At 71.1% G+C, this 25,026-nt stretch carries 23 protein-coding genes; 14 read left to right on the plus strand and 9 right to left on the minus strand.

Annotated features, from left to right (window positions below):
- Positions 1 to 68 precede the first annotated feature (68 nt).
- Together scy and mce are read right to left on the minus strand one after the other, a co-directional pair.
- A complete protein-coding gene (gene scy / locus V2W30_RS27320; protein WP_338700617.1) occupies positions 69 to 4,052 on the minus strand; it encodes a polarized growth protein Scy in 3,984 nt (1,327 codons plus the stop codon).
- Positions 4,053 to 4,303: 251 nt separating this feature from the next.
- Positions 4,304 to 4,744 (minus strand): methylmalonyl-CoA epimerase, encoded by a 441-nt coding sequence (gene mce, locus V2W30_RS27325; protein WP_338700618.1) that lies wholly within the window; start codon positions 4,742 to 4,744, stop codon positions 4,304 to 4,306.
- Positions 4,745 to 4,881: 137 nt separating this feature from the next.
- Between mce and V2W30_RS27330 the strand changes: the two genes are divergently transcribed.
- From V2W30_RS27330 to V2W30_RS27345, 4 genes are all read left to right on the plus strand, one after another.
- Positions 4,882 to 6,099, plus strand: a complete 1,218-nt coding sequence (locus V2W30_RS27330) for an acetyl-CoA C-acetyltransferase (RefSeq protein ID WP_338700620.1) — start codon at positions 4,882 to 4,884, stop codon at positions 6,097 to 6,099.
- A 58-nt stretch (positions 6,100 to 6,157) separates the two neighbouring features.
- Entirely contained in the window at positions 6,158 to 7,114 is a 957-nt protein-coding gene (gene meaB, locus V2W30_RS27335; RefSeq protein WP_338700621.1) for a methylmalonyl Co-A mutase-associated GTPase MeaB, read from the plus strand.
- 304 nt (positions 7,115 to 7,418) lie between these two features.
- Entirely contained in the window at positions 7,419 to 8,099 is a 681-nt protein-coding gene (locus V2W30_RS27340) for an MFS transporter (protein ID WP_338700623.1), read from the plus strand.
- Entirely contained in the window at positions 8,096 to 8,668 is a 573-nt protein-coding gene (locus V2W30_RS27345) for a hypothetical protein (RefSeq protein ID WP_338700625.1), read from the plus strand. The genes V2W30_RS27340 and V2W30_RS27345 overlap by 4 nt, the downstream gene beginning before the upstream one ends.
- A gap of 158 nt (positions 8,669 to 8,826) precedes the next feature.
- Here V2W30_RS27345 and V2W30_RS27350 read toward each other — a convergent pair whose 3' ends face one another.
- Positions 8,827 to 9,447 (minus strand): PepSY domain-containing protein, encoded by a 621-nt coding sequence (locus V2W30_RS27350; protein WP_338700627.1) that lies wholly within the window; start codon positions 9,445 to 9,447, stop codon positions 8,827 to 8,829.
- Between the two features lie 125 nt (positions 9,448 to 9,572).
- Here V2W30_RS27350 and V2W30_RS27355 point away from each other — a divergent pair, with 125 nt between their 5' ends.
- Together V2W30_RS27355 and V2W30_RS27360 are read left to right on the plus strand one after the other, a co-directional pair.
- Entirely contained in the window at positions 9,573 to 10,235 is a 663-nt protein-coding gene (locus V2W30_RS27355; RefSeq protein WP_338700628.1) for a response regulator transcription factor, read from the plus strand.
- Positions 10,232 to 11,656: a HAMP domain-containing sensor histidine kinase gene (locus V2W30_RS27360; protein ID WP_338700630.1), complete on the plus strand. Its 1,425-nt coding sequence runs from the start codon at positions 10,232 to 10,234 to the stop codon at positions 11,654 to 11,656. Before V2W30_RS27355 ends, V2W30_RS27360 begins: the two co-directional genes overlap by 4 nt.
- 57 nt (positions 11,657 to 11,713) lie before the next feature.
- On the opposite strand, the gene V2W30_RS27365 is transcribed toward V2W30_RS27360, so the two are convergent.
- The 4 genes from V2W30_RS27365 to V2W30_RS27380 all read right to left on the minus strand — a co-directional run bounded on the left by V2W30_RS27365 (position 11,714) and on the right by V2W30_RS27380 (position 14,357).
- Positions 11,714 to 12,190: a MarR family winged helix-turn-helix transcriptional regulator gene (locus V2W30_RS27365; protein WP_338700632.1), complete on the minus strand. Its 477-nt coding sequence runs from the start codon at positions 12,188 to 12,190 to the stop codon at positions 11,714 to 11,716.
- A gap of 96 nt (positions 12,191 to 12,286) precedes the next feature.
- A complete protein-coding gene (locus V2W30_RS27370) occupies positions 12,287 to 13,066 on the minus strand; it encodes an AIM24 family protein (protein WP_338700634.1) in 780 nt (259 codons plus the stop codon).
- On the minus strand, positions 13,063 to 13,716 hold the full coding sequence (locus tag V2W30_RS27375) for an AIM24 family protein (RefSeq protein WP_338703777.1): 654 nt from the start codon (positions 13,714 to 13,716) through the stop codon (positions 13,063 to 13,065). The genes V2W30_RS27370 and V2W30_RS27375 overlap by 4 nt, the downstream gene beginning before the upstream one ends.
- A gap of 2 nt (positions 13,717 to 13,718) precedes the next feature.
- Positions 13,719 to 14,357, minus strand: coding sequence for an AIM24 family protein (locus V2W30_RS27380; protein ID WP_338700636.1), 639 nt, complete (start codon positions 14,355 to 14,357; stop codon positions 13,719 to 13,721).
- A gap of 145 nt (positions 14,358 to 14,502) precedes the next feature.
- On the opposite strand from V2W30_RS27380, the gene V2W30_RS27385 reads away from it, so the two are divergent.
- The 4 genes from V2W30_RS27385 to V2W30_RS27400 all read left to right on the plus strand — a co-directional run bounded on the left by V2W30_RS27385 (position 14,503) and on the right by V2W30_RS27400 (position 18,985).
- Positions 14,503 to 14,856, plus strand: coding sequence for a DUF3817 domain-containing protein (locus V2W30_RS27385; RefSeq protein ID WP_338700638.1), 354 nt, complete (start codon positions 14,503 to 14,505; stop codon positions 14,854 to 14,856).
- Positions 14,853 to 15,146 carry an MTH1187 family thiamine-binding protein gene (locus V2W30_RS27390; RefSeq protein WP_338700640.1) on the plus strand — a complete coding sequence of 98 codons (294 nt, stop codon included), beginning with the start codon at positions 14,853 to 14,855 and terminating at the stop codon, positions 15,144 to 15,146. Before V2W30_RS27385 ends, V2W30_RS27390 begins: the two co-directional genes overlap by 4 nt.
- Positions 15,147 to 15,256: 110 nt before the next feature.
- On the plus strand, positions 15,257 to 17,026 hold the full coding sequence (locus V2W30_RS27395) for a cellulose synthase catalytic subunit (protein ID WP_338700642.1): 1,770 nt from the start codon (positions 15,257 to 15,259) through the stop codon (positions 17,024 to 17,026).
- Between the two features lie 3 nt (positions 17,027 to 17,029).
- Positions 17,030 to 18,985 carry a kelch motif-containing protein gene (locus tag V2W30_RS27400; RefSeq protein WP_338700644.1) on the plus strand — a complete coding sequence of 652 codons (1,956 nt, stop codon included), beginning with the start codon at positions 17,030 to 17,032 and terminating at the stop codon, positions 18,983 to 18,985.
- A 24-nt stretch (positions 18,986 to 19,009) separates the two neighbouring features.
- Here the strand turns inward: V2W30_RS27400 and V2W30_RS27405 are convergent, their stop codons facing one another.
- The gene (locus V2W30_RS27405) at positions 19,010 to 20,053 is read right to left on the minus strand and encodes a glycoside hydrolase family 6 protein (protein ID WP_338700645.1); all 1,044 of its coding nucleotides are present in this window, start codon (positions 20,051 to 20,053) and stop codon (positions 19,010 to 19,012) included.
- A 163-nt stretch (positions 20,054 to 20,216) separates the two neighbouring features.
- Between V2W30_RS27405 and V2W30_RS27410 the strand changes: the two genes are divergently transcribed.
- From V2W30_RS27410 to V2W30_RS27425, 4 genes are all read left to right on the plus strand, one after another.
- Positions 20,217 to 20,729 carry a MarR family transcriptional regulator gene (locus tag V2W30_RS27410; protein ID WP_338700647.1) on the plus strand — a complete coding sequence of 171 codons (513 nt, stop codon included), beginning with the start codon at positions 20,217 to 20,219 and terminating at the stop codon, positions 20,727 to 20,729.
- 51 nt (positions 20,730 to 20,780) lie between these two features.
- On the plus strand, positions 20,781 to 21,119 hold the full coding sequence (locus V2W30_RS27415; protein ID WP_338700649.1) for a DUF3817 domain-containing protein: 339 nt from the start codon (positions 20,781 to 20,783) through the stop codon (positions 21,117 to 21,119).
- An 82-nt stretch (positions 21,120 to 21,201) separates the two neighbouring features.
- Positions 21,202 to 22,929 (plus strand): methylmalonyl-CoA mutase family protein, encoded by a 1,728-nt coding sequence (locus V2W30_RS27420; protein ID WP_338700651.1) that lies wholly within the window; start codon positions 21,202 to 21,204, stop codon positions 22,927 to 22,929.
- An 80-nt stretch (positions 22,930 to 23,009) separates the two neighbouring features.
- Entirely contained in the window at positions 23,010 to 24,098 is a 1,089-nt protein-coding gene (locus tag V2W30_RS27425) for an alpha/beta hydrolase (RefSeq protein WP_338700653.1), read from the plus strand.
- Positions 24,099 to 24,115: 17 nt separating this feature from the next.
- On the opposite strand, the gene V2W30_RS27430 is transcribed toward V2W30_RS27425, so the two are convergent.
- The gene (locus tag V2W30_RS27430) at positions 24,116 to 24,733 is read right to left on the minus strand and encodes a TetR/AcrR family transcriptional regulator (protein ID WP_338700656.1); all 618 of its coding nucleotides are present in this window, start codon (positions 24,731 to 24,733) and stop codon (positions 24,116 to 24,118) included.
- Between the last annotated feature and the right edge of the window lie 293 nt (positions 24,734 to 25,026).

Consider the following 25,026-nt stretch of genomic DNA (forward strand, 5'->3'; position numbering starts at 1 on the left):
GTACCGGTGGAGGGCTTGCCAGAAGCAGGGCCGAAGGTCCTTGAGAAGCACGACAGTTGCCCTGCTGGCTAGCCCTCGGCCCCCTTGCCACCCGATCGTGTGGCGCCGGCCGCTGCGCCCGCCTTGACGCCCGAGTCCTTGCCCCCGCCGGACGGTGCCTCAAAAGATTCCAACGCCTCCAGCACGTCCTGGACACGGGAGATCTCGGCATTGATGTCCTCGCGGCGCCTGACCAGGACGTCGAGTTCGCGCTGACCCTTTTCGATCATGGCGGTGGACTCGGCACGGGCCTCGGCCAAGATCTTTTCGGCTTCGCGCGACAGCTCGGCCTTTTTCTGCTCGGCCTCCTTGAGCAGGCCCTCCGCCTTTTTCACCGCCGCGATACGGACCTTGCCCGCTTCCGAATTGGCGTCGTTCAGCAGGTCCTTGGCCTTGGTCTGCGCCTCGGCCAGCTGCTCCTCCGCCGCCTTGACCAGGGCGTCGCACCGCTCGCCCGCGTTCTTCATGGTCTCGGCGGACTCGCGGCGGGCCCGCTGGTGCAGCTCCTCGATCTCGCCCGTGATGCGGTCGCGCAGCTCCTCGGCCCGCTCCCTTATCTGGGTCGCGTCCCTGCGGGCACCGACAAGCAGCTCGTCCGCGTCCGTACGGGCCTTCTCCACCAGGGCGTTGCCCTCGACGGTGGCCTCGGAGACCAGCCGCTCCGCCTCGTTCCGCGCGGCGCCGACCATCGTGTCGGCCTGCGCCTCCGCCTCCGCGGTCGTCTTCTGCGCCGCCTCCTGCGCCTCGCGGGTCAGCTTGTCGGCCTCCGCTGCGGACTCCGTGATGAGCGTGTCGACCTGCTCCGCGGCCTCCGTACGCCGCTGGTTGGCGTCCTTGCGGGCCTCGTCCAGAGTGCGCTCCGCCTCGTCGCGCGCGGCCGCCGTGACGCGCTCGGCCTCCTGCGCGGCCTCCGCCTTGACGCGCTCGGCCTCCGTGCGGATCCGCTCCGCGTGCTGCTGGGCGGAGCCGACCGTCTCGGCGGCCTCGGCACGCAGCCGCTCCGCGTCGCCGGACGCGTCCGAGATCAGCTTCTCGGCCTGGGCGACGGACTCCGACCGCACCCGCTCGGCCTCCGCGCGGGTCTCGTTCGTCAACTGCTCGGCCGCGGCCGTCGACTCGGCCCGCAGCCGCTCCGCCTCCGTGGCCGCGTCGCCGACGAGCTTCTCGGCCTTCGCCGTCGACTCGGCGCGGACCCGCTCCGCCTCCGCGTTCGTATCCGACGTCAGGCGCTCGGCCTCGGCCGTCGCCTCGGTGATCAGGGTGTCCGCCTGGGCTGCGGCGTCCGACCGGATCCGGTTCGCGTCCTCGCGGGCCTCGGCACGGGTGCGCGACGCGTCCTGGTCGGCGCCCGTCCGCAGGTCGGCGACCTCGGTGCGGACCCGCTGCGCGTGCTCGGACGCGTCCGTACGCAGCCGCTCCGCCTCGGCGATCGCCTCCGAGACCGTGCGCTCCGCGAGGGACTTCGCGGCCTCGGACTCGGCGGCGGCCTCGCCGCGGATCCGGTTCGCGTCCTCGGTGGCGCGCTCGCGCTCCTGGTAGGCGTCCGTACGGACCCGGTCCGCCTCGTCCTGCGCCTCCTGCCGCGTGCGCTCCGCCGCGTGCTCGGCGGCGCTGCGCAGCCCGGCGATCTCCTCCTGCGCCTGCTCCTGGAGCCCGGCCACGGAGTCGCGGACCTGCTGCGCCGTCTGCTCGGCGGCGCCGACCATCTCGGTCGCCCGCCGGTCCGCCTCCTCGACGAGCCGCGCGGCCTCGGCCTGCGCCTCGTCGACCCGGGCGCGCGCCACCGCGAGGAGCTCCTCGCTCTGCTCGCGGGCCCGCTCACGCTCCTGGTCGGCCTCCTGGCGCGCGCTGCCGAGCGTCTCCTCGGCCTCGCGGCGGCGCCGGGCCGCCTCCTCCTGCGCGGCCGCCAGCGTCTCCGCGGCCTCCGCCGCGATCCGCTCGGCGGCGCTCTGCGCCTCGGCGCGGTGCCGGTCCGCGGACTCCTGCGCCTCCGTCTTGAGCCGCTCCGCCTCGCTCGCCGCCTCCGACCGCAGCCGTACGGCGACGGTCTCGGCCTCGGCGCGGATCGTCGACGCGTCCGACGCGGCCTCCGTACGAAGGCGCTCCGCCTCCGCCTCGGCCTGCGCCTGCAACGTACGGACCCGCTCGGCGGCCTCGGTGCGCAGCCGCTCCGTCTCGTCGGCCGCCTCACGGCGCAGCCGCTCGGACTCCGCACGCGCGTCGGTCAGCGTGGTCTCGGACGCCGTCAGGCGCTCCTCGGCCTCCGTGTGCAGGCGGGTCAGCTCGCGGGCCGCCTCCTCCTGCCGGGCGCTTATGGCCCGCTCCGCCTCGTCCTTGAGCGTCTGCGCGGCGCGCTCCGCCTCGGCCCGGGTGGCCTCCGCCTGCTCCTCGGCCTCGGCGCGGTGCCGGTCGGCCTCCGCGCGTGTGCGCTCCAGGGTCTCCTCGGCCTGCTTGCGCAGCGACGTGGCCCGCTCGATCGCCTCGGTACGGACCCGCTCGGACTCCGCCGTCGCCGCACCGCGCAGCTCGTCCGCGTCCGCGCGCGCCTTGCCGAGCAGCTCCTCGGCGGTCTTCGCCGCCTCCTCGATCTGCTGGACGGCCTCGCGGCGGGCCTCGGCCCGGATCCGCTCGCCCTCCTCGACGGCCTCGGCCCGCAGCTGCTCGGCCTCGCCGCGCAGCCTGCGCGCCTCCTCCTGCAACTCGACCGTCTTGGCGCGGTACTCCTTGGTGTCGTCCTTCGCCGTGCCCTTGAGCTGCTCGGCGATGTCGTGCGCCTCGGACCGCAGCCGGTCCGCCTCCGCCTCGGCCTCGGCGCGGATCCGCTCGGCCTCCTCGGCGGCCGCCCGCGTCGTCGACTTCGCCTCCTCGGACGCCTTGTTCAGCACGTCCTCGGCGGTGCGCGCGGCCTTCGCGAGCTCGCCCGCGGTCTCCTCGGCCGTGACCGTACGGGCCTTCTCCTTGGCCTCCGCGATCAGCTTCTCGGCCTCGTCGCGCGCGGTGGCGACGATCTGCTCGGCCTCCGACTTGGTGGTCTCGGCCTCCTTGGTCGCCTCCTGCACCAGGCGGGCGACCTGCTCCTTGGCCGTACGCGTGCGCTGCTCGTTGGCGGACTCGGCGCTCGCGAGCTGCTTGGCCGCGGCCTCCTTCGCCTCGGTCAGCACCTTCTCCGCCTCGGCGCGGGCCGCGCGCAGCGCCTGGTCGGCCTCGCTGATGCGCTGCTCCGCGGCGCGGCTCAGCTCCGTGGCCTGGCGGCGCGCCTGGTCGGACTCCGCGGTCGTGGTGGAGCGCAGCTGCTCGGCGTGGTCGGTGGCCTCCTGGGCCTGCGTCGACGCCGCGTTCAGCAACCTCTCCGCGTCCTGGCGGGCGCGGGCCAGCGTCGCCTGCGCCTCGGCCCGTGCGCTCTCCGCCTCGGACGTCAGCCGCCGGCGGGCCTCCGCCGCGACCCGCTCGGCCTCGGCGCGGGCCGCCGCCAGCGCCTGGTCGGCCTCGGCGCGCGACTCGTCGAGCAGGCGGCGGGCCTGCTGCTCGGTGCGGGCACGCAGCTGCTCGGCCCACTGCACGTTCTCGTTGACGTGGTTCTCGACCGTGCGGCGGCGCTCCGCCAGCTCCTGGTCGAGCTGCTGGCGCCGGTTGACCGCCTCGGTGTGCAGCTCCGCCTGGAGCCGGGACTGCTGCTCGGCGTGCTCCTGGAGGATGCGCTGCGTCTGCGCCCGCGCCTCGCGCAGCTCGCGCTCGGCGTCGGCACGGAGCTGGTCCGCCTGGATCTGGGCATTACGGAGCAGCTGCTCGGCCTGATAGCCGATGTCAGCTCCGTCGTAGGCAGGCCGGGACGCGAGGCTGCGGCGCGCCTCGTGCAGCTTGGCGCGCAACACCTCCACCTGGTAGCCCAGGTCATCGGCGTGCTGGACGGCCTTCTCCCGCTCGGTCTTCAGCCGGTCCATCTCGGCTTCGAACCGCGAGAGATGGTCGGTCTCAGCCGGCCGTCGGCCGTCCTGGCTCTCGTAGCCCCGCACTGCGCGGTCCCATCCGTCCCCTGGTCGCAAGTACTTCCTTACGAGCCCCTGTCCATCCGCCGAACGGGGCCCCCGGGGAATGGTGTCAGATCGAAAACGGCGGCGCTGTCGGACCACCCGGCTTGTGCCAGTGAGCTGCCCGACCGCCCCGACCCTCGTCCCCCGATACCCGGACCCCGGCCCACGGCTGCCTGTTGTCCCACGGGACCCGACAGCCGTCCCCCAACCCTACCGGCCCGAGTATGTGGAGGTCAGTGCTCCGCCGACTCCTGCGGTGCCGCGGTGACGAGTTCGGTCAGTACGCCGTGGCAGTCCTTGGGGTGCAGGAACGTGATGCGCGACCCCATCGAACCGCGCCGGGGCTCGTCGTAGAGCACGCGCACACCCTTGCCCCTTATGGCCGCCGCGTCCCCGTCGACGTCCGCCGTGCCGAAGGCGATGTGGTGCACGCCCTCACCGTTCTTGGCCAGCCATTTACCGACCGCGGAGTCCTCGCGGGTCGGTTCGAGAAGCTGGAGGTAGGAGGCGCCGCCGTCCGACGTCTCGTTGATCTTGAGCATGGCCTCGCGTACGCCCTGCTCCTCGTTGACCTCCGTGTGGAAGACCTCGAAGCCGTACGTGGCCTTGTAGAACTCGACGGTGGCGTCGAGGTCGTGGCAGGCGATCCCGATGTGGTCGATTCGCGTCAGCATGCTGTAAGTGCAGCGCGGTCCGGGGTGGTTACGCAACGTGCGCGCGATCACACCGCCGTGCCGATGACGTGTGGGGTACCGCTCAGTACATTCGAGTAAACCCTCGTTCACTCCTCATCTCCAAGGGGCCGTGCCTCATGTCTGGAACGACCACGCGTGAATCGAATGCAGCCACCTCAGTGATCGTCGCGGGCGCGCGGACGCCCATGGGCCGTCTGCTCGGCTCGCTCAAGTCCTTCTCCGGAGCCGACCTCGGCGGCTTCGCGATCAAGGCCGCCCTCGACCGTGCGGGTATCGGTGGCGACCAGGTGCAGTACGTGATCATGGGCCAGGTGTTGCAGGCCGGGGCAGGGCAGATCCCGGCACGCCAGGCCGCCGTCAAGGCCGGCATCCCGATGAACGTGCCGGCGCTGACCATCAACAAGGTGTGCCTGTCCGGCCTCGACGCCATCGCGCTCGCCGACCAGCTCATCCGCGCCGGCGAGTTCGATGTCGTGGTCGCCGGCGGCCAGGAGTCCATGACCAACGCCCCGCATCTCCTGCCGAAGTCCCGCGAGGGCTACAAGTACGGCGCGATCGAGATGCTCGACGCCATGGCGTACGACGGGCTGACGGACTCCTTCGAAGGCATCCCGATGGGCGCCTCCACCGAGAAGCACAACACCCGGCTCGGCATCGAGCGCGGCGTGCAGGACGAGATCGCCGCCGCCTCGCACCAGCGCGCCGCCGCCGCCCAGAAGAACGGCCTGTTCGAGGCCGAGATCACGCCCGTGGAGATCCCGCAGCGCAAGGGCGAGCCCGTGCTCTTCAGCAAGGACGAGGGCATCCGCGCCGAGACCACCGTCGAGTCCCTCGGCAAGCTGCGCCCCGCCTTCGCCAAGGACGGGACGATCACCGCCGGCACCGCCTCCCAGATCTCGGACGGCGCCGCCGCCGTGGTGGTCATGAGCAAGGCCAGGGCGCAGGAGCTCGGCCTCGAGTGGATCGCCGAGATCGGCGCGCACGGGAACGTGGCCGGGCCCGACAACTCGCTCCAGTCGCAGCCCTCCAACGCCATCCAGCACGCCCTGAAGAAGGAGGGGCTGGGCGTCGAGGACCTCGACCTCGTCGAGATCAACGAGGCCTTCGCCGCTGTCAGCGTGCAGTCGATGAAGGACCTCGGCGTGTCCTCGGAAAAGGTGAACGTCAACGGCGGCGCGATCGCCCTGGGTCACCCGATCGGGATGTCCGGCGCCCGTATCGTGCTGCACCTCGCCCTGGAGCTGAAGCGGCGGGGCGGCGGCGTGGGCGCGGCCGCGCTGTGCGGTGGCGGCGGTCAGGGTGACGCCTTGATCGTGCGGGTACCCAAGAGCTGACCGGTTCGGTCTGTTTTCGGTGGCTGTCGGTGAGTGGTCTCAGTAGAGCGGAGCTGTGATGCAGGACGTCCCCACGTTGGTCGCCCAGGCGCGGGAGGGCCGGCCGCGTGCCGTGGCCCGGCTGATCTCGCTCGTGGAGGGGGCGTCCCCGCAGCTGCGCGAGGTCATGGCCGCGCTGGCTCCGCTGACCGGGAACGCGTACGTGGTCGGGCTCACCGGGTCGCCGGGCGTCGGCAAGTCGACGTCCACGTCGGCCCTGGTGAGCGCGTACCGGCGGGCCGGGAAGCGGGTCGGGGTGCTGGCCGTCGACCCCTCGTCGCCGTTCAGCGGGGGCGCGCTGCTCGGGGACCGGGTGCGGATGTCGGAGCACGCCTCCGACTCCGGCGTCTACATCCGCTCGATGGCCACCCGCGGGCATCTGGGCGGGCTCGCCTGGGCCGCGCCGCAGGCCATTCGGGTGCTGGACGCGGCGGGCTGTGACGTCGTGCTCGTGGAGACCGTCGGTGTCGGGCAGTCCGAGGTCGAGATCGCCTCCCAGGCCGATACGAGTGTGGTGCTGCTCGCCCCCGGGATGGGGGACGGGATCCAGGCCGCGAAGGCCGGGATCCTGGAGATCGGCGACGTGTACGTCGTCAACAAGGCCGATCGGGACGGCGCCGACGCCACCGCTCGCGAGCTGAACCACATGCTCGGGCTCGGTGAGGCGCGCTCGCCCGGCGACTGGCGGCCGCCGATCGTGAAGACCGTCGCGGCGCGCGGCGAGGGGATCGACGAGGTCGTCGAGGCGCTGGAGAAGCACCGGGCGTGGATGGAGGAGCGCGGAGTGCTCGCCGAGCGGCGGGTGGCGCGGGCCTCGCGGGAGGTCGAGACGATCGCGGTGACCGCGCTGCGGGAGCGGATCGGGGACCTGGCAGGGGATCGGCGGCTCGGGGCGCTGGCCGAGCGGATCGTGGCGGGGGAGCTGGATCCGTATCGGGCCGCTGATGAGCTGGTTGCTGGGATCACCGCTGGGTGAGGGTGAGAGGGGCCCGTCGCGGAGCGTTGTGGAGTGGGGCGGGGACGTGCCGGGGTACCTCCTCGGCCGGATGGGTCGTCTCGTTTCCGGACGACCGATGTCGGGCGTCCCGCGCTGTATTCCTGCGGAGTCCTGCGGGGGTACCCCGGCACGTCCCCTCCTGTCTCGTACGCGGGCTCGCGTCGGTGGGTGGTCAACCACGGGGTCGCGTTGTAATTTGAGGCCCATGTTCTCTCTGTGTGCGTAGAACTCCGGTGCGGTCACGCCTCGTTGAGATCTCACGCCTGCCTGGAGGAACCCCGTCATGTACGCCGCTGTACTGCGGACTCCGTATGCCCTGCGCACCTTCTGCGCCGCCCTCGTCGGGCGGCTGTCGTACGGGATCGTCTCGCTCTCTGTGATGTTGGCCGTCACCGATGTCACCGGCTCCTACGCCGTCGCCGGTGCCGTGATGGCCGTGTTCGGCGGCGCCAGTGTGCTGCTGTCGCCGCTGCGCGCCCTGCTCGTCGACCGGTACGGACCGCGCCGCGCCCTGCCCCCGATGGCTCTGGTGTACGCAGGGTTGCTCGGGCTCTTCGCCGTTGTCGTCACTGTGCGGTCGGGGGTGCCTGGGTGGGTGTTGGTCGCGTGGGGAGGGTTGGCGGGTGCCTCCACTCCGCCGCTCGGGCCCGCCATGCGTACCGTCTGTGGGCAGTTGTTCGGTGATCGGCGGCTCTTGCAGCGCGCCTACAGCCTCGACGGCGTTGCCGAAGAGGTGCTGTTCGTCAGCGGGCCGTTGCTCGTGGGCGTGCTCGTGCTCGTCGCGCCCGCGGCCGCTGGCGTCGCCCTGAGCGCCGCGCTGGTCGCCGTGGGGACGCTGGCCTTCGTGGCCATGCCGCCGGTGGGTGCCGTCGGGCCCGTGCCGCGCGGCGAGCGTCGTCGCGCGGGGGTGGCGGTGGCGGTGACGGTCGGCTCGTACGGCGGCTGCGGCAGCCCGTGGTCGTGACGCTCGGTGTCGGGCTGGCCCTGGGCGCCGCCGACCTGCTCGTGCTCGCCTCCGCCGAAGCGCAGGGTCGGGCCGGTGCCGCCGCCTGGGTGCTGGCCGCCCTGTCCGCCGGCAGCGCGGTGGGCGGACTCCTGAACGGGGCCGTCGACTGGCGTGGCTCCGCCCGACCTCGGCTCGCGGTCCTCGCCCTCGGCCTTGCCATGGCTCTGGGCGCCGCCGCCCTCGCTCCCGGGCTGCTCACGCTCGCTCTGGCCGCCGCCTGCGCCGGGTTCTTCGTCGCCCCCGCGCTGACCACCGCCTACCTCATCGCCGACGAGGCGGCCGGTCCCGCGTTCCGTACGCAGGCCGGCGCCTGGGTCAACACCGCCGTGAACGCCGGGAGTTCGGTCGGCACTGCGGCCACCGGCGCGCTCTTGGCGCATGTTCCGGTGGCCGTGTGTTTTCTGATCGCCGGCGCCGCCCCCGCCGTCACCGCCCTGGCTACGGCGATCCATCCGGCAGTAGCGGAAGCGGTGGAGACGGGGGATGCCGTCGGCTCGGCGTCGCAGGGCGCTACCGCGGAGGCGTGAGCGTGCCATCGGTTGGATGAGTCCGGAGGGGGCCCGTCAGTCCGGAGGGGGCCCGTGGGCCCGTGGGGCTGGTGGGGTCCGTCGCCTGTCCCGCCTGTCCCGCCGGTCCCGTCGCCGGTCCCGCCGGTCCCGCCGGTTCCGTCCGTTCCGTCCGAGCGTCAGTCGTCCTCGCCGTCGTCGTCCGACGCGTGGTCGGGGGTCACGGTCGCCGTGTCGAGGTTCACGTGCCAGTTTCGCTCGGTGCCGTTCTTGGACGTCGTCTCCACCTCCCAGGTCTTGACCGTGCCGTCGTCGTCCGCCTCCACGGACGTCACCGTGCCCTTGGCCGCTGCCGCCTTCGCCGCGTCCTCCGCCGACGTGGGCGCGTCCTTGAGCGTCGCCGCCACGCGGGCGGCGTTGTCGTCCCCGTCGTCCCCGTCGTTGTCCTCGTGCTCCACGTAGGAGTTGAGGATCTTCGTCGTGCCCGGGTCCACGTCGATGTGGTGCCACTTGTTGTCCTGGCCGATCACATCGACGTCCCAGACCAGGTTGCCGTCGTCGGAGTCGAGCTCGGCGCCCGTCGCGATGCCCGGCGTGTGCCGGAGTGCCGCCGTGATCGCGTCCGCGGCCGTGACCTTCGCCCGCTTCGCCTCGGTCGCGTCGTCGTCCGCCACCCGCACGCTCGACTGCTTGGCACGTGTCGAGCCGTCGTCGTCGGCTACGGCCACGGTGGTCGCGGCTCCCGCGCCCAGCAGCGCTACGGCGGCGGTGGCGGCGATGACGGTGGTACGGCGCTTCATGTGTTCTCCCCGGTGTCGTGTCGACTCATCGGTTGCTGACGGGGTTCACACTGCCGGGGTGATCCTGAAGCTCCGCTGAAGAAGGCTGAAGGACGCTTCAGGTTCGACCTGCGAACCTGAGACGCATGCGCCTGTTGATCGTGGAGGACGAGAAGCGGCTGGCCCTGTCGCTCGCCAAAGGGCTCACCGCCGAGGGGTTCGCCGTGGACGTCGTCCATGACGGCCTGGAGGGGCTGCACCGCGCGAGCGAAGGCCCGTACGACCTGATCGTTCTCGACATCATGCTGCCCGGCATGAACGGGTACCGGGTCTGTGCCGCCCTGCGCGCCGCCGGTGACGACGTGCCGATCCTCATGCTCACCGCCAAGGACGGCGAGTACGACGAGGCCGAGGGGCTCGACACCGGGGCCGACGACTATTTGACGAAGCCCTTCTCGTACGTGGTGCTCGTCGCCCGCGTGAAAGCGCTGTTGCGGCGTCGGGGGTCCGGGCGGGCCGCTCCCGTCATCGAGGTCGGCGGGCTGCGCGTGGACACCGCCGCCCGCCGGGTGCTGCGCGGCGAGGACGAGGTCGTCCTGGCGGCGAAGGAGTTCGCGGTCCTCGAACACCTGGCGCTGCACGCCGGCGAGGTGGTCTCCAAGGCCGACATCCTGGAACACGTCTGGGACTTCGCCTACGACGGCGACCCGAACATCGTCGAGGTCTACATCAGCGCCCTGCGCCGCAAGCTCGGCCCCGGGCTCATCCGCACCATGCGCGGCGCCGGCTACTGCCTGGAGGGGCGGTGAAGCGGCTGGGGTCCGTGCGGGCGCGGGCCACGCTCGGCGCCATGCTCGTCGTCGCCGTGACCCTGGCCGCCGCCTGCGTCGCCGTGCTGCTCTCGCTGCGCGGCAACCTCACCGCGCAGGCCGACGGGCAGGCCGACTCCGCCGCCCGTGACGTGGCCGCCCAGATCACCGCGGGCACCGCCTACGCCGATCTCGAACTGCCCGACGGCGAGGATCACCCGGTGCAGGTCGTCGACCGGGACGGCCGGGTGCTCGCGGTCAGCGACGACCTGGAGGCGATCAGCGGCACCGGCGTTTCCGGCGTGAGCCCGGTCGCTCGCCCCGGCGGGCGCGGCGATGACGACGACGCGGACGACGACGACCCGGAGGCCGGTGAGGTCGGCGAGATCACCGGGCACAGCACCGGCAGCGCCACCGTGGACGGCGACGTGGACGAGTACCGGTTCGCCGAGGCGGAGGTCGGCGACCGGCGCGGGGAGACCGTCCTGGTCCACGCGGGCGCCTCGCTCGACGCCCGGAAGGACGCGGTGGGGAGCGCCGGTCTCGCCATGGCCATCGGGTTCCCGCTGCTCGTCGCGGTGGTCGGCGGGACGACCTGGCTGGTGACGCGGCGCGCCCTGCGGCCCGTGGAGGGGATCCGCGCGGAGATGGCCGCCATCACCGCCTCGCAGGACCTGGGGCGCCGGGTGCCCGAGCCCGACACGCACGACGAGGTGGCCCGGCTTGCCCGGACGACGAACGAGACGCTGGCCGCGTTGCAGGACTCCGTGGAGCGGCAGCGGCGGTTCGTCGCGGACGCCTCGCACGAGCTGCGCAGCCCCATCGCCTCGTTGCGCACCCAGCTCGAGGTCGGCGCCGCCCACCCGGAGTTGCTCGATGTGGACGGCGCCGTCGAGGACACCGTACGACTTCAGGAACTGGCCGCCGACCTGCTCCTGCTGGCCCGGCTCGACGCGGGGGAGAAGCCGTCCGGCGCGTCCGTGGACCTCGCCGCCCTGGTCCGCGAAGAACTGTCGCAGCGCACCGGCGACCGGGTCCCGGTCGACGTAGAGGTGCGGGGGAGTGCTCAGGTCACCGGATCGCGCGGGCAGTTGGCCCGTGTCCTCGGCAACCTGGTGGACAACGCGCAGCGGCACGCCCGTACCGGGGTCCGGGTCGTCGTGGGCGTCGAGGAGGGCCGCGCGACGGTCACCGTCACCGACGACGGGGACGGGGTGCCGCGGGCGCAGCGGGAGCGGATCTTCGAGCGGTTCGTGCGGCTCGACGACGCGCGGTCCCGGGACGGCGGCGGGGCCGGTCTGGGCCTGGCCATCGCCCGGGACGTGGCCGAGCGGCACGGTGGCACCCTGACGGTGCGCACCGCGCCGCAAGGCGGCGCGCTGTTCGAACTCAGCCTGCCTGTGGGCCGGGAAAGTCCTTAGCCAGGCGGGGTGCGGAGAAGGTCGGCGGTCCTCCGCACCCCTGGGCGTTCGCAAAGGTCACGGTTTGCCGCGCTGCGAACGCAGGTGCTCGGCGATCGGGCTCAGCGCCTTGTGCAGGTCGGTCAGCTCCTGCTTCGAGACGAGTCCGAGGAAGTGCTGTCGTACGGACGCCACATGGTGCGGGGCGACCTTCCGCATGGTCTCCAGGCCGAAGTCGGTGAGCACGGTGTACAGGCCGCGCCGGTCCGACTCACAGTTCTCGCGGCGCACCAGACCCGCGTTCTCCATGCGGGTGATCTGGTGCGAGAGCCGGCTCTTCGACTGAAGGGTCGCCGCGGCCAGATCGCTCATCCGCATCCGGTGATCTTCGGCCTCGGAGAGGTTCACGAGGATCTCGTAGTCGTTCATCGTCAGGCCGAACGGCTGGAGATCCTTCTCCAGCTGGTAGTTGAGCAGCCTGTTGACCTCCAGGTGGGTGCGCCAGGCGCACTGTTCCTCGTCGGTCAGCCACTGCGTGGCCGTGTCGGTCTCCATGGAATCGATTCTACCTAAGAAGTTGAAAGGCGAACGAATGTGGGGGTGGTGACACGGTCACGCGTTCGACCGGCGTCACACTCCGCAGACTACCGCTCACAGCCCGAAGCGACGCTGGAGGTCTCCCAGCTGTCCGGGAAGGCGCGGTTGCTGTGGCTGACCTGTGGGGGTTCCGTGGCCACCGCCCGGAACGCCCGCCTGGTGAGGTACGTCACCCGTCGCCTGTTCAGGCATCAAGGACTCGCTGGACTGGAGCAGGACCGTCCCCGCGCCCACGAACTCGAACTGGTGCTCCTCGCCGGAGACGCCGCCCACGCCCGTCATCGCACGTAGGCCGCCGATCACGCCGGTCAGATAGCCGTGGTCGTAGTGATGGCAGGGCGACGGGCAGTCCGCCCAGCCGACGAGCGCCTGTGGATCTACGCGCAGAGGCGGTTCCATGAAGACGACGGGACCGTTTGAAGCCGCTACGAATTTGCCGGTGCCAATGAGTGTCAGGAAGCCGGGAACGATCGACTGCTTCAGCGCGAGAGTTGGCTGAAAAGCGAGCAGATTCCCCGCGCGGATGGTCAGATTGCCGTCATCCAGGTCGTACGAGTTCACGTCGAAGGCCCGGTCCGCGAGCAGCATCTTGCCGCTGCCCTCCGCCACGACCCAGTCGCTCGCGTGCAACGGCGAATGGAACGACGTGCGGACCAGCCGGTCGAGCCGGCCGTGCCCGATGCCGTTGAACTCCATCCGCCCGTAGTAGGCGATCATCTTGCCCTTCTGAAGGAACCACTGGCTGCCCTTGAGTTCCACGCAGAAGGTGTAGTTGTTGACGTTGTCGTCGACCGGGAGCGTCGCCGGGTCGTAGACCGTGGGGCCCGTGGTCACAGCTTCTCCTCCGACGCCTGGACGTACACCGCACCGCTCCCGCTCAGCTCCAGCTGGAACGCCTCGCCGCTGCCGCGGCCCACCATGTCCCGCCAGCCCAGCGCCGTGGACAGCTTGTTGCGCACGTCACCGTGGTGGGCGACGTACGCCTGCGGGTCGACGTGGACGGCCCGGCCCGGAGTGATGGGCACCTCGATGACGCCGCCGTGTGCCATGACGGCCACCGAGCCGTGCCCCTTCAGCGTGGTGGTGAACAGGCCCTGGCCGCTCACCTGCCCGCGCACCATGCCCATGACGCCGCCCTGCGAGCCCATGAACATGGTCCCCTGCTGAAGCGTCCCGTCGAAGGCGAGGAGCCGGTCCGCCTCGACGTACAGGGTGTCGCCGGTCAGCGTGATCACCTGGACGTGGTGGCCGCCGTGCCCGAACAGCACGGTGCCGCTGCCCTCCACGGTCATCAGCGGCGTCGCCTCGTTCGCGACCCGCCGCCCGAGCATGGACATCAACCCCCCTTGCCCGCCTTGCAGGTTGGGGGTGAAGGAGACGTCGCCCCGGTACGCGAGCATCGCCCCGCGCTGGCTGTAGAGCCGCTGCCCGGGGACCACGGTCGCCTCGATCATCTTCGCGTTGATCTCACGGAAGACCGCCATCGTCATACGTCCCCCGCGATCGTGTTGCGCTCACTGGGCTGTACGTAGACGAGCCCGTCGCCCTCGAAACGGATCTGGAACGCCTCGCCGCCGCCCTCCCCGAAGAACGTGCGGAAGGTCACCCCGGACTGGAACGACTGCCGCAGGTCGCCCTGGTGCGCGATGTACGCGCCCGGGTCGACGGTCAGCGGGTAGTCGCGGCCGACCCGCAGCACGACCGCGGGGCCGTCGCTCATCAGCGCCGCCTGCCCGTGCCCCTCGACGGTTGTCGTGAACAGTCCGTTGCCCTGGGAGGCGCCGCGCATGCCGGTGAACGTGGTCCCCGTGCGCAGGCCCGCCTCCGTGCACAGCAGATTGCTCGCCTCGACGTACAGCTTGTCCCCTCTCAGCTGTACGAGGTTGATCTCGCTCGCCCGGTCCGCGAACCAGCACGTGCCCTCGCCCTTCACCTCCATCACGGTCATCTGCTCACCCGTGATGCGGCGGGTCACCATCCCCCGTATCCCCTCGCCACCCCCGCTCAGCTTCTTGAACGCCATCCGGCCGTCGTAGGCGACCATCGATCCGTTCTTCGCCTTGACGCTGTCGCCCGTCATGTCGACGGCCAGCATCTTGCTGCCCTGGAGTCGGAACGTTGCCACGACGACGACGGTAGCGGGGCGGGGGAGCCCCCCGACAGGGTTCGAGAGCCCTGATGCCACAATGGGAAACGCTTGTGCGTACATTCACAAGATCGATCGCGCATGCGTCAACCGCCCTGCTCGCCGCTTCTGCCGAAGGTGCCCCGTGGACCTCAAGACCGCCTCCGCCCTCCGACGCCTCCGCCTGGTCTCCGCCCCGGAGGCCGTCTCCTTCATCCTGCTGCTCGTCTGCTCGGTCCTGAAGCGGACCACGGACTTCAACGCGGTGCCGGTGATGGGCATGGTGCACGGCGTGCTGTTCGTGCTCTACGTGATCTTCTGGGCGGACGCCTGGAACCGCGCCAAGTGGGGCCTCGGCACGGCCGCCCTCTACTTCGTGCTCTCCGTCCTGCCCACCGGCGGCTTCTTCGCCGAGCGCAAGCTCAAGCGCGAGGCCGAGGCCGCGGTGAACGCGACCATCGCCTCCCGCGCCCGCAAGGAAGGCGTCGTGAACGCATGATCGTCGCCTTCTCCGTGACCCCGCTCGGCGTCGGCGAGGACGTGGGCGAGTACGTCGCCGACGCCGTCCGTGTCGTCCGTGAGTCGGGTCTGCCCCACCGCACGGACGCGATGTTCACCTCGATCGAGGGCGACTGGGACGAGGTGATGGCCGTCGTGAAGCGCGCGGTCGCCGTCGTCGAGGAGCGCGTTCCCCGCGTCTCGCTCGTCCTGAAGGCGGACATCCGCCCCGGGGTCACCGACGGTCTGACGTCCAAGGTCGCCACCGTGGAGCGGTACCTCTCCGAGTAACTCGCGGCCCACTTACCTCACTCGTACGCCCCTTCTGGTTCGACACGCCGACAAATCTCACCTTTTGTGAGGGTATCGGCACGCTCGATCACCAGAACCTGGAGGGCACAGTGCGGCCTGAGGGCTACGACTACGACACCTACAGCAGGCTCGCGGGGCCGCTCACCGAGCCGCCCCGCGACGGCGGCTACAAGGTGCAGTACACATCGCTCCTCTCGCGTGAGCCGCACCGAATACGCGCGGTCCTGCTGATGACGCTCGCGCCCCTGCTCACCGGGCTGCTGCTCGCCTACCTCGTGTGGCCCACCCACTGGGTGGAGCGCGAGGGCGGGGACCGCTGGCTCGTCGAGCTCGACATCGTGATGCTGGTGTCGATCGGGCTGATCGGGCTCTTCATGCTCGTCAACGTCACCTCCATCGCCCACGCGACGCTGGTCGCCAGGGACCCCGTCCCGGTGACCCCCGAGCCGGGCACCCGGGTCGCGTTCCTCACGACGTACGTCCCCGGCAAGGAACCCCTCGCGATGGTGCGGGCCACCCTCGAAGGGGCCGTGCGCCTCACCCACGACGGACCGCTCGACGTCTGGCTCCTCGACGAGGGCGACGACGCCCTGGCGAAGGCCCTGTGCGCCGAGCTCGGCGTGAAGCACTTCACCCGCAACGGCGTCCCGGAGTGGAACCAGAAGAAGGGTCCCCACAAGACCCGTACCAAGCACGGCAATTACAACGCCTGGCTCGCGATGCACGGCGACGACTACGAGTTCTTCGCCTCCGTCGACACCGACCACGTGCCGCTCCCCGAGTTCCTGGAGCGGATGATGGGCTACTTCCGTGACCCGGACGTCGCGTTCGTGGTCGGGCCGCAGGTCTACGGCAACTACACGTCGCCGGTCACCAAGGCCGCCGAGTCGCAGCAGTTCCTCTTCCACGCCCTGATCCAGCGCGCGGGCAACCGCTACCGCGCCCCGATGTTCGTCGGCACCAACAACATCATCAGGATCTCGGCCCTGAAGCAGATCGGCGGGCTCGTCGACTCCATCACGGAGGACATGGCGACCGGCTTCGAGATCCACCGGCACCGCAACCCCGCCACCAAGAAGCACTGGCGCTCCGTCTACACGCCCGACGTGCTGGCCGTCGGCGAGGGGCCCGCCTCCTGGACCGACTTCTTCACGCAGCAGATGCGGTGGTCGCGCGGCACGTACGAGACGCTGTTCAAGCAGTTCTGGAAGGCGCCGTTCTCGATGCCGCCCGGCCGGCTGTTCTCGTACACGATGATGCTCGTCTACTACCCGATGACGGCCGTCAACTGGCTGCTCGGCGTGCTGAGTTGCGTGCTCTTCCTGTGGTTCGGGGCGAGCGGCACGGAAGTCTCGGCGTCCGTCTGGCTCATGCTCTACAGCGACGCGGCGGCCCTCCAGATCGGCCTCTACCTCTGGAACCGGCGGCACAACGTCTCGCCGCACGAGCCCGAGGGGTCGGGCGGTCTCGCCGGTATGGCGATGTCGGCGATCTCCGCACCGATCTACCTGAAGTCGTTGGGTGCCGCGCTGCTGCGCCGCCCCAGCCGGTTCGTCGTCACCCCCAAGGGCGGCGACGCCAGCCCCGACCGGGTCCTGACCTTCCGTATCCACCTCTTCTGGGCGACCGTGCTCGCCGCGTCCCTCGCGGCGTCCGTCGTCCTCGCGCACAGCCACGTGGCCATGCGTACGTGGGCGGTCCTCGCCCTGTGCATCGCGCTCGCGCCCCTCGTGGTGTGGGCCGTCGGACAGCGCCGCACGGCGCCCGCCGCGCAGAGCGAGCCGGAGCCGGCCCTGACCGTCGCGCCCATCGCCCCCACGCCCACCCGCGTCTCCAGCTCGAGCACAGGAGGGAACTGACCCATGGCCTACCGGCCTTCCCCGCGTACGAAGAAGACGGTCCTGGGAGCGGGTGGCATCGCCCTCCTCGTCGGCCTGAACGCCCCGGCCGCCTGGAACTTCGCCTCCGAGCAGTACTACGACTGGAAGATCGCCCAGCCCGGCTACAAGGCCAAGTACGGCTCCTGGTCGGCGGTCGACATCCCCGACGAGTTCCGCACCAACGCCATCCACGCCGCCCTGCTGCACACCGGCAAGGTGCTGATCGTGGCGGGCTCCGGCAACGAGCAGAAGAAGTTCGACGCCGGGTCGTTCGACACGGTCCTGTGGGACCCGAAGGCCAACACCTTCAAGAAGATCCCCACCCCGGTGGACTTCTTCTGCTCCGGGCACGCCCAACTCCCCGACGGACGCATGCTGGTGGCGGGCGGCACCGCCCGCTACGAACTGCTCGACGGCGAGGTCAAGCGGGCCGGCGGCGGCATGCGCGTCAAGAACGAGAACCCCGACAAGGCGGTGGTCCTGAAGAAGGGCACCACGTTCCGCTCTCCGTCGGGCGTCGAGTACGTCTCGAAGTTCGACGTCACCGTGCCCAAGGCCCAGCGCAGTTACGACATCACGTACAACGCGGCCGGGGTCATGCAGCCCTGGAAGACGAAGGTGAAGGCGAGCGAGGCACGCGTCTTCGTCGAGGCGGCCGCCGACGGGCAGGAGTTCGTCACCGACAAGCAGGCCCAGTACGAGATCGAGGGCCTCAAGGGCGACGACGCCGACAACACGTACGGGCTCTCCGAGAAGATCACCACGGAGAAGCAGGACTTCCAGGGGATCAAGGCGGCCTACGAGTTCGACCCCGTCGCCGAGAAGTACATCCCCGTCGACCCGATGGAGAAGGCCCGCTGGTACCCGACGCTGGTCGGCCTGGAGGACGGCAAGGTGCTCGCCGTGTCCGGGCTCGACGACGTCGGGGTCATCGACCCGGGTGACAACGAGATCTACGACCCGAAGACCAAGAAGTGGACGATGGGTCCCAAGCGGTACTTCCCGACGTACCCGGCGCTGTTCCTGACGAAGGGCGGCAAGCTGTTCTACCCGGCGTCCAACGCCGGGTACGGGCCCGCCGACAAGGGGCGCGAGCCGGGGCTCTGGGACCTGAAGACCAACAAGTTCGAGAAGGTGCCGGGGCTGACCGACACCGACCAGACGGAGACGTCGGCGTCACTCCTGCTGCCGCCCGCGCAGGACCAGAAGGTCATGATCATGGGCGGTGGTGGCGTCGGCGAGTCCAAGAAGGCGACGTCGCGCACCGCGGTCATCGACCTGAAGGAGGACAACCCGTCCTTCAAGACCGGGCCCCGACTCCCGCAGGGGACGCGGTACTTGAACTCCGTCATCATGCCGGACGACTCGGTCTTCACGTCGAACGGCTCCAGCGACTACCGCGGGCGCAGCGACAGCAACATCCTCCGTGCGCAGTTCTACGACCCCAAGGACAACGTGTTCCACGACGCCGCGTCCCCCAAGGTCGGCCGCAACTACCACTCCGAGGCGCTGCTGCTGCCCGACGGGCGGGTCGTGACCTTCGGCTCCGACCCGCTCTACGACAACCAGCAGAACACCAAGCTCGGCCACTTCGAGCAGCGCATGGAGATCTTCACGCCGCCCGCGCTGCACCGGGGCGCCGCGCAGCGCCCGGTCCTCGGGGACGGTCCCGAGACCCTGGCGGACGACCACACGGCCACGTTCCGGACGGAGCAGGCCGCGTCGATCACGAAGGCGCGGCTGATGCGGCCTTCCGCCGTGACGCACACGACGGACGTGGAGCAGCGGTCGATCGAGCTGGGCCTGAAGAAGGGCGAGGGGTCGGTGACGGTGGACGTCCCGAAGGACCCGACGCTGGTTCCTCCGGGCTGGTACATGCTGTTCGTGTCGGACGCCGACGGAGTGTCGTCCGAGGCGAAGTGGATCCAGGTGAAGTAGTCGGCGGACCAGGTGCCCCGGGGCTCAGCCCGCCGCGTTGCGGGCGAGCCCCAGGGCGTAGTCGGCCCACCACGTGCCCGCGTTGGGTCCGCCCCGGCACGTGCCGTCCGACTCGCCGGGCCGCTTGACCCACAGGTACGCGTCGATCAGCGGGTCACCGGTCCGCGTGGTCGGTGAGGCGCCGAGTGCCCGGCCCGGCGGGTTGCACCAGGAGTCGGCGCCGCCGTCGGCGTAGGGGCCCGCGCCGTTGCGGCTCGTGTCCACCACGAAGTGCGCGCCGCCGAGCAGTTCGGAGAGGCCGCGGCCGTACGCCGAGCTCGACTGGTCGGTCTGGAAGTTGGACACGTTCAGCGCGAAGCCGTCCGCCTTGGCGATCCCGGCGCGGCGCAGCGGCTCGACGAGTTTGGTGGCGTCCGGGATCCAGGCCGGGTTGCCGGCGTCGACGTAGACCGTGGTGTTCGGCTGCTTCTTCAGGCGGTCGATCGCGGCGGAGATCAGCTCGTAGCGCTGGTCGTGGTACTCGGCCGGGGTGCAGCCGTCGACGATGTGGCCGAGCGCGTCGGGTTCGAGGACGACGAGCGCCTTCGCGTCGCCGATGCCCGTCGCGAACGCGTCGATCCACTGGTAGTAGAAGTCCGCGCTGTGCGCCCCGCCCGCGGAGTGCTGCCCGCAGTCCCGGTGCGGAATGTTGTACGCGACCAGGACCATGGTCTTGTCCGCCTTCGTGGCCTGCGTGGCGGCCTCGGCGATCGCGGGGCGCGGATAGTCGCCCGGTACCCACATGGCCTGTGGGCGCTGGGCGATGCGCCGGATGACGGCCGCGTCCGAGGCGCGGCCCTGCTTCTCCCACTGGTCGGCCTGGACGGCGGCGGCCGAGGCGGGGTCGACCCAGAACGGTGACGCGTCGGAGTCGTGGGTGGGCGCGGTCCGGCCCGCGGCCTCGGCGGCCGGGTCGCGGCCGGAGTCGGAACCGCCGCCCGAGCAGCCGGTGGCGAGGGCGGTCAGGAGCAGCGCGGCGGCGGCCGTGCCGAGGGTGAGTGCGGGCCTGCGGACGGACGGGACGGACATCAGGACCCCTGGAGTCGGAGCGCGTGGACCAGTGGCGGAGCGATACCGGGCAATCGTTGCATAAGGGATCTTCGTTACGGTGTATTAGGGCGTGGCGGGCGCCGGGGGCCCAAAGGCCGAGACGGGGCTGACCACGATGTGACCGGCCGGTAAGGTCGTGGGCGTGCCGAAGCCGCTCAGCCTTGCTTTCGATCCCATCGCCCGCGCCGACGAGCACTGGAAACAGCGGTGGGGATCCGTGCCGTCCATGGCGGCGATCACCTCGATCATGCGCGCGCACCAGATCCTGCTCGCCGAGGTCGACGCCGTCGTCAAGCCGTACGGGCTGACGTTCGCGCGCTACGAGGCGCTGGTGCTGCTCACCTTCTCCAAGTCGGGCGAGCTGCCCATGTCGAAGATCGGCGAGCGTCTGATGGTGCATCCGACGTCGGTCACGAACACCGTCGACCGGCTCGTGACGTCGGGCTTCGTCGACAAGCGACCCAACCCCAACGACGGGCGCGGCACGCTCGCCACCATCACCGACAAGGGCCGCGAGGTCGTGGAGTCGGCCACCCGCGACCTGATGGCGATGGACTTCGGACTCGGCGTGTACGACGGCGACGAGTGCGGCGAGATCTTCGCGATGCTGCGCCCGCTGCGGGTGGCGGCCCACGATTTCGAGGACGAGGGCTGAGGCGACGGGCTGGCGTTCTCGCCGGTTTTGGGTCCGGTTAGGCTCGTAGGCATGAAGAAATCCGTGCTGACCCGCTATCGGATCATGGCTTACGTGACCGGCGTGCTTCTCGTCCTCCTCTGCCTCGGCATGATCGCCAAGTACGCGCTCGGCATGGACGGCGCCGCCGACGTCACGCGCGTCATCGCCATCGCGCACGGCTGGCTGTACGTGATCTACCTCGTCTTCGCCTTCGACCTGGGCTCCAAGGCGAAGTGGCCGGTCGGCAAGCAGCTGTGGGTGCTCATCGCGGGCACCATCCCGACCGCCGCCTTCTTCGTCGAGCGCAAGGTCTCGGCCGAGCTGGAGGCCAAGGTCTCGGACGACGGCACCCGCCTCGCCAAGGCGTAGCACCCCGGCATCCCACCGCTCGCACGATGTGCGGGCGGTTCGCCATCGACATTTACTAGGACGTCCTAGTAAATTCGAAGGTATGGGAAGCAAGGACGCTGACGCCACCGCCGGTACCGCCGCCATCGAGGAGGGCCGCCGTCGCTGGCAGGCCCGCTACGACGCCGCCCGAAAGCGCGACGCCGACTTCAGCACGCTCTCCGGGGACCCGGTCGACCCCGTCTACGGGCCACGGCCCGGGGACACGTACGAGGGCTTCGAGCGGATCGGGTGGCCCGGCGAGTACCCGTACACGCGCGGTCTCTACCCGACCGGCTACCGGGGCCGCACCTGGACCATCCGCCAGTTCGCCGGGTTCGGCAACGCCGAGCAGACGAACGAGCGCTACAAGAAGATCCTCGCGAACGGCGGCGGCGGGCTCTCCGTCGCCTTCGACATGCCGACGCTGATGGGACGCGACTCCGACGACCCGCGCGCCCTCGGCGAGGTCGGGCACTGCGGCGTCGCGATCGACTCCGCCGCGGACATGGAGGTCCTCTTCCAGGACATCCCGCTCGGTGACGTCACGACGTCGATGACGATCAGCGGGCCCGCCGTGCCCGTCTTCTGCATGTACCTGGTCGCGGCCGAACGGCAGGGCGTCGACCCGGCCGTCCTCAACGGCACGCTCCAGACCGACATCTTCAAGGAGTACATCGCGCAGAAGGAGTGGCTCTTCCAGCCCGAGCCGCATCTGCGCCTGATCGGCGACCTGATGGAGCACTGCGCGTCGTCCATCCCCGCCTACAAGCCGCTCTCGGTGTCCGGGTACCACATCCGCGAGGCCGGTTCGACGGCCGCGCAGGAGCTGGCGTACACCCTCGCCGACGGCTTCGGCTACGTGGAGCTGGGGCTGAGCCGCGGACTCGACGTCGACGTCTTCGCGCCGGGCCTCTCCTTCTTCTTCGACGCGCACGTCGACTTCTTCGAGGAGATCGCCAAGTTCCGCGCGGCCCGGCGTATCTGGGCGCGCTGGATGCGGGACGTGTACGGGGCGCGCAGCGAGAAGGCGCAGTGGCTCCGCTTCCACACCCAGACCGCCGGCGTCTCGCTGACCGCGCAGCAGCCGTACAACAACGTCGTCCGCACGGCCGTGGAGGCGCTCGCGGCCGTGCTCGGCGGGACGAACTCCCTGCACACGAACGCGCTGGACGAGACCCTCGCCCTGCCGAGCGAGCAGGCGGCCGAGATCGCGCTGCGCACACAGCAGGTGCTCATGGAGGAGACCGGCGTCGCCAACGTCGCGGACCCGCTGGGCGGCTCCTGGTACGTGGAGCAGCTCACCGACCGCATCGAGGCCGACGCCGAGAAGATCTTCGACCAGATCAAGGAGCGGGGCCTGCGGGCGCACCCCGACGGGCGGCACCCCATCGGTCCCGTCACCTCCGGGATCCTGCGCGGCATCGAGGACGGCTGGTTCACCGGGGAGATCGCCGAGTCGGCGTTCCAGTACCAGCAGTCCCTGGAGAAGGGCGACAAGCGGGTCGTCGGCGTCAACGCCCACCACGGCTCCGTCACCGGCGACCTGGAGATCCTGCGGGTCAGCCACGAGGTGGAGCGCGAGCAGGTCCGGGCCCTCGGGGACCGGAAGGCGGGCCGCGACGACGCCGCGGTGCGCACCGCGCTGGACGCCATGCTGGACGCCGCGCGCAGCGGCGCCAACATGATCGCGCCGATGCTCGACGCGGTGCGCGCGGAGGCGACGCTCGGCGAGATCTGCGGCGTGCTGCGCGACGAGTGGGGCGTCTACACCGAGCCGGCGGGCTTCTGACCAGCCACTTCGCGTGTCGGTCCGGACGGACTGGGTAGGCGCGGGCACGTCAACTGTCCCGCGCACCCCAGGAGTTCCCCGTGCCACGCTTCGCGCTCGACCGCACCACGACCACCGTCGGTGTCGCCGTCCTCGCCCTCGCCGGAGGGATCGCCATCGGCGGCACCGGGGCGGTGAGCGCGAGCCCGCCGGCCGAGCCGAAGGTGCAGAACTCCTTCGACTCGCTGGGCGCCGACGTGCGCGCCGCGAAACTCCCGTCGGGCCGCACCGCCCACTACACCGACTCGGGTCCGGCCGACGGCACCCCCGTGCTCTACATCGGCGGCACCGGGACCAGCGCCCGCGCCGTCCACATGACCGACTTCTTCCGGACCACCAGACAGGATCTGGGGCTGCGGATGATCACGGTCGAGCGCAACGGCTTCGGGGACACCGACTACGACCCGAAGCTCGGCGCGGCCGACTACGCCGAGGACGCCCTCGAAGTCCTCGACCGGCTCGGCGTCGAGCACTTCAAGGTGGTCGCCATCTCCGGCGGCGGCCCCTACGCCGCCCAGATCGCCTCGCGCGCGCCCGAGCGGGTCAGCGCCCTGCACCTCGCCGCCGCGCTGCCCCCGTACGGCGACAGGCCCGCGTACTGCGCCCTCACCGACGACCGGCTGAGGGCCGCGGTCGAGGACCAGATCAAGGACCCGCGCGTGTGGTGGGCCTTCCCCGACGACAGCCCCGTCCACGCGATCCCCGGCTTCGCCGACACCGCGTACGAGGACGGCGCGCGGACCTACAACCAGCGCGGCCAGCAGGCCGATCCGGCGCCGCAGGTGCACGAGCAGCGGCTGTACTGCGACCGGCCGGGCCCCGACGTGTCGAAGCTCGGGGCACCGGTGTTCCTGTACCACGGGGACAAGGACACGACGGTCCCGGCGAGCACGCTCGCCGCCTGGCGGTCGGCGTTCACGGGGACGACGGTGAAGACGCGGACGTACGCCGACTCCGCGCACGACGTCCAGTACCGCCACTGGGACCAGATCCTGGTCGACCTGGCCGGCCGGTCCGACCGGACCGTCGTCTGCCTCTCGCGGCGCACGCGCGCCCTGCCGGCCGCGGAGGCGGACGCCCTGGTCGCCAAGGACCGTGCCACCCTGGGCAGTTGCGCCTGGAACGACTGACGCCCGCCGGACAGGCCCTAGCCGGCCGCGGCCGCCAGGCCGCCCAGGAGGAGGAGCGTGAACCGGCGGACCCACTCGGCGTCCACCGGCTCCGCGCTCACCAGCGTCCGGTGCACCACCGCCCCCGCCGCCACGTCGAAGATCAGGTCCGCGGTGCGGGCGGCCGCGGCGGGGTCCGGCGCCGCCGGAAGCTCGCCGCGCTGCTCCGCGCGGGCCCGTCCCTCCAGGACGAGACGTTTCTGCCGGTCCACGATCGACGTACGGATCCGCTCCCGCAGCGGAGCGTCCCGGGTGGACTCCGCGACCACCGCCATCAGCGCCGTCTTCGTCTCGGGGCGGTCCAGGATCGCCGCGAACTGAAGGACCACGCCCTCGATGTCGGCCGCGAGGGAACCTCTGTCGGGCAGTTCGAGTTCATCGAAGAGGACGGCCACCGCGTCGACCACGAGCTCGTTCTTGCCCGCCCAGCGGCGGTACAGGGTCGTCTTCGCGACGCCCGCCCGCGTCGCCACGTCGCCGAGCGTCAGCTTCGACCAGCCGAGCTCCACGAGCGCCGCACGCGTCGCCTCCAGGATCGCCTCGTCCGCCGCGGCGGACCGGGGGCGACCTGTACGGGGCGGCGTGCGGCTCTGCATGGTCAAGGACCATACCGGCCGGTAGGCGCCGGGGCGCGGGTGAGGCAGATCACCGGGGTTCGGGCCCCACGCGCCGGGGCCGGCAGTTACGCTACGACTCGTAGCGAAAGCGCGAACTCGTAACGGTCGACTCGGATCTGCACCCCGAGCCGGTCACGACGAGCGGCACCCACTGGTGCCGGGTGGGGACCCGGTACCGAAACGCCCGGCCGAGTCCGCTCCGTGTCTCTCATTGCGTCTCGCAATCCGGCGGGAGGCCCACGGAGCCGGACCCGGCCCACAACCGTCCGCGG

This window comes from Streptomyces sp. Q6 (assembly GCF_036967205.1).
GTDB classification, from domain to species: Bacteria; Actinomycetota; Actinomycetes; order Streptomycetales; family Streptomycetaceae; genus Streptomyces; species Streptomyces citrinus.

What these genes read in the sequence shown, in the direction of transcription:
- mce (WP_338700618.1), bottom strand. Translation starts at nt 4,744, where the DNA reads ATGCTGACGCGAATCGACCACATCGGGATCGCCTGCCACGACCTCGAC.
- V2W30_RS27330 (WP_338700620.1), top strand. Translation starts at nt 4,882, where the DNA reads ATGTCTGGAACGACCACGCGTGAATCGAATGCAGCCACCTCAGTGATC.
- meaB (WP_338700621.1), top strand. Translation starts at nt 6,158, where the DNA reads ATGCAGGACGTCCCCACGTTGGTCGCCCAGGCGCGGGAGGGCCGGCCG.
- V2W30_RS27340 (WP_338700623.1), top strand. Translation starts at nt 7,419, where the DNA reads ATGTACGCCGCTGTACTGCGGACTCCGTATGCCCTGCGCACCTTCTGC.
- V2W30_RS27350 (WP_338700627.1), bottom strand. Translation starts at nt 9,447, where the DNA reads ATGAAGCGCCGTACCACCGTCATCGCCGCCACCGCCGCCGTAGCGCTG.
- V2W30_RS27355 (WP_338700628.1), top strand. Translation starts at nt 9,573, where the DNA reads ATGCGCCTGTTGATCGTGGAGGACGAGAAGCGGCTGGCCCTGTCGCTC.
- V2W30_RS27365 (WP_338700632.1), bottom strand. Translation starts at nt 12,190, where the DNA reads ATGGAGACCGACACGGCCACGCAGTGGCTGACCGACGAGGAACAGTGC.
- V2W30_RS27375 (WP_338703777.1), bottom strand. Translation starts at nt 13,716, where the DNA reads ATGGCGGTCTTCCGTGAGATCAACGCGAAGATGATCGAGGCGACCGTG.
- V2W30_RS27390 (WP_338700640.1), top strand. Translation starts at nt 14,853, where the DNA reads ATGATCGTCGCCTTCTCCGTGACCCCGCTCGGCGTCGGCGAGGACGTG.
- V2W30_RS27400 (WP_338700644.1), top strand. Translation starts at nt 17,030, where the DNA reads ATGGCCTACCGGCCTTCCCCGCGTACGAAGAAGACGGTCCTGGGAGCG.
- V2W30_RS27405 (WP_338700645.1), bottom strand. Translation starts at nt 20,053, where the DNA reads ATGTCCGTCCCGTCCGTCCGCAGGCCCGCACTCACCCTCGGCACGGCC.
- V2W30_RS27415 (WP_338700649.1), top strand. Translation starts at nt 20,781, where the DNA reads ATGAAGAAATCCGTGCTGACCCGCTATCGGATCATGGCTTACGTGACC.
- V2W30_RS27420 (WP_338700651.1), top strand. Translation starts at nt 21,202, where the DNA reads ATGGGAAGCAAGGACGCTGACGCCACCGCCGGTACCGCCGCCATCGAG.
- V2W30_RS27430 (WP_338700656.1), bottom strand. Translation starts at nt 24,733, where the DNA reads ATGCAGAGCCGCACGCCGCCCCGTACAGGTCGCCCCCGGTCCGCCGCG.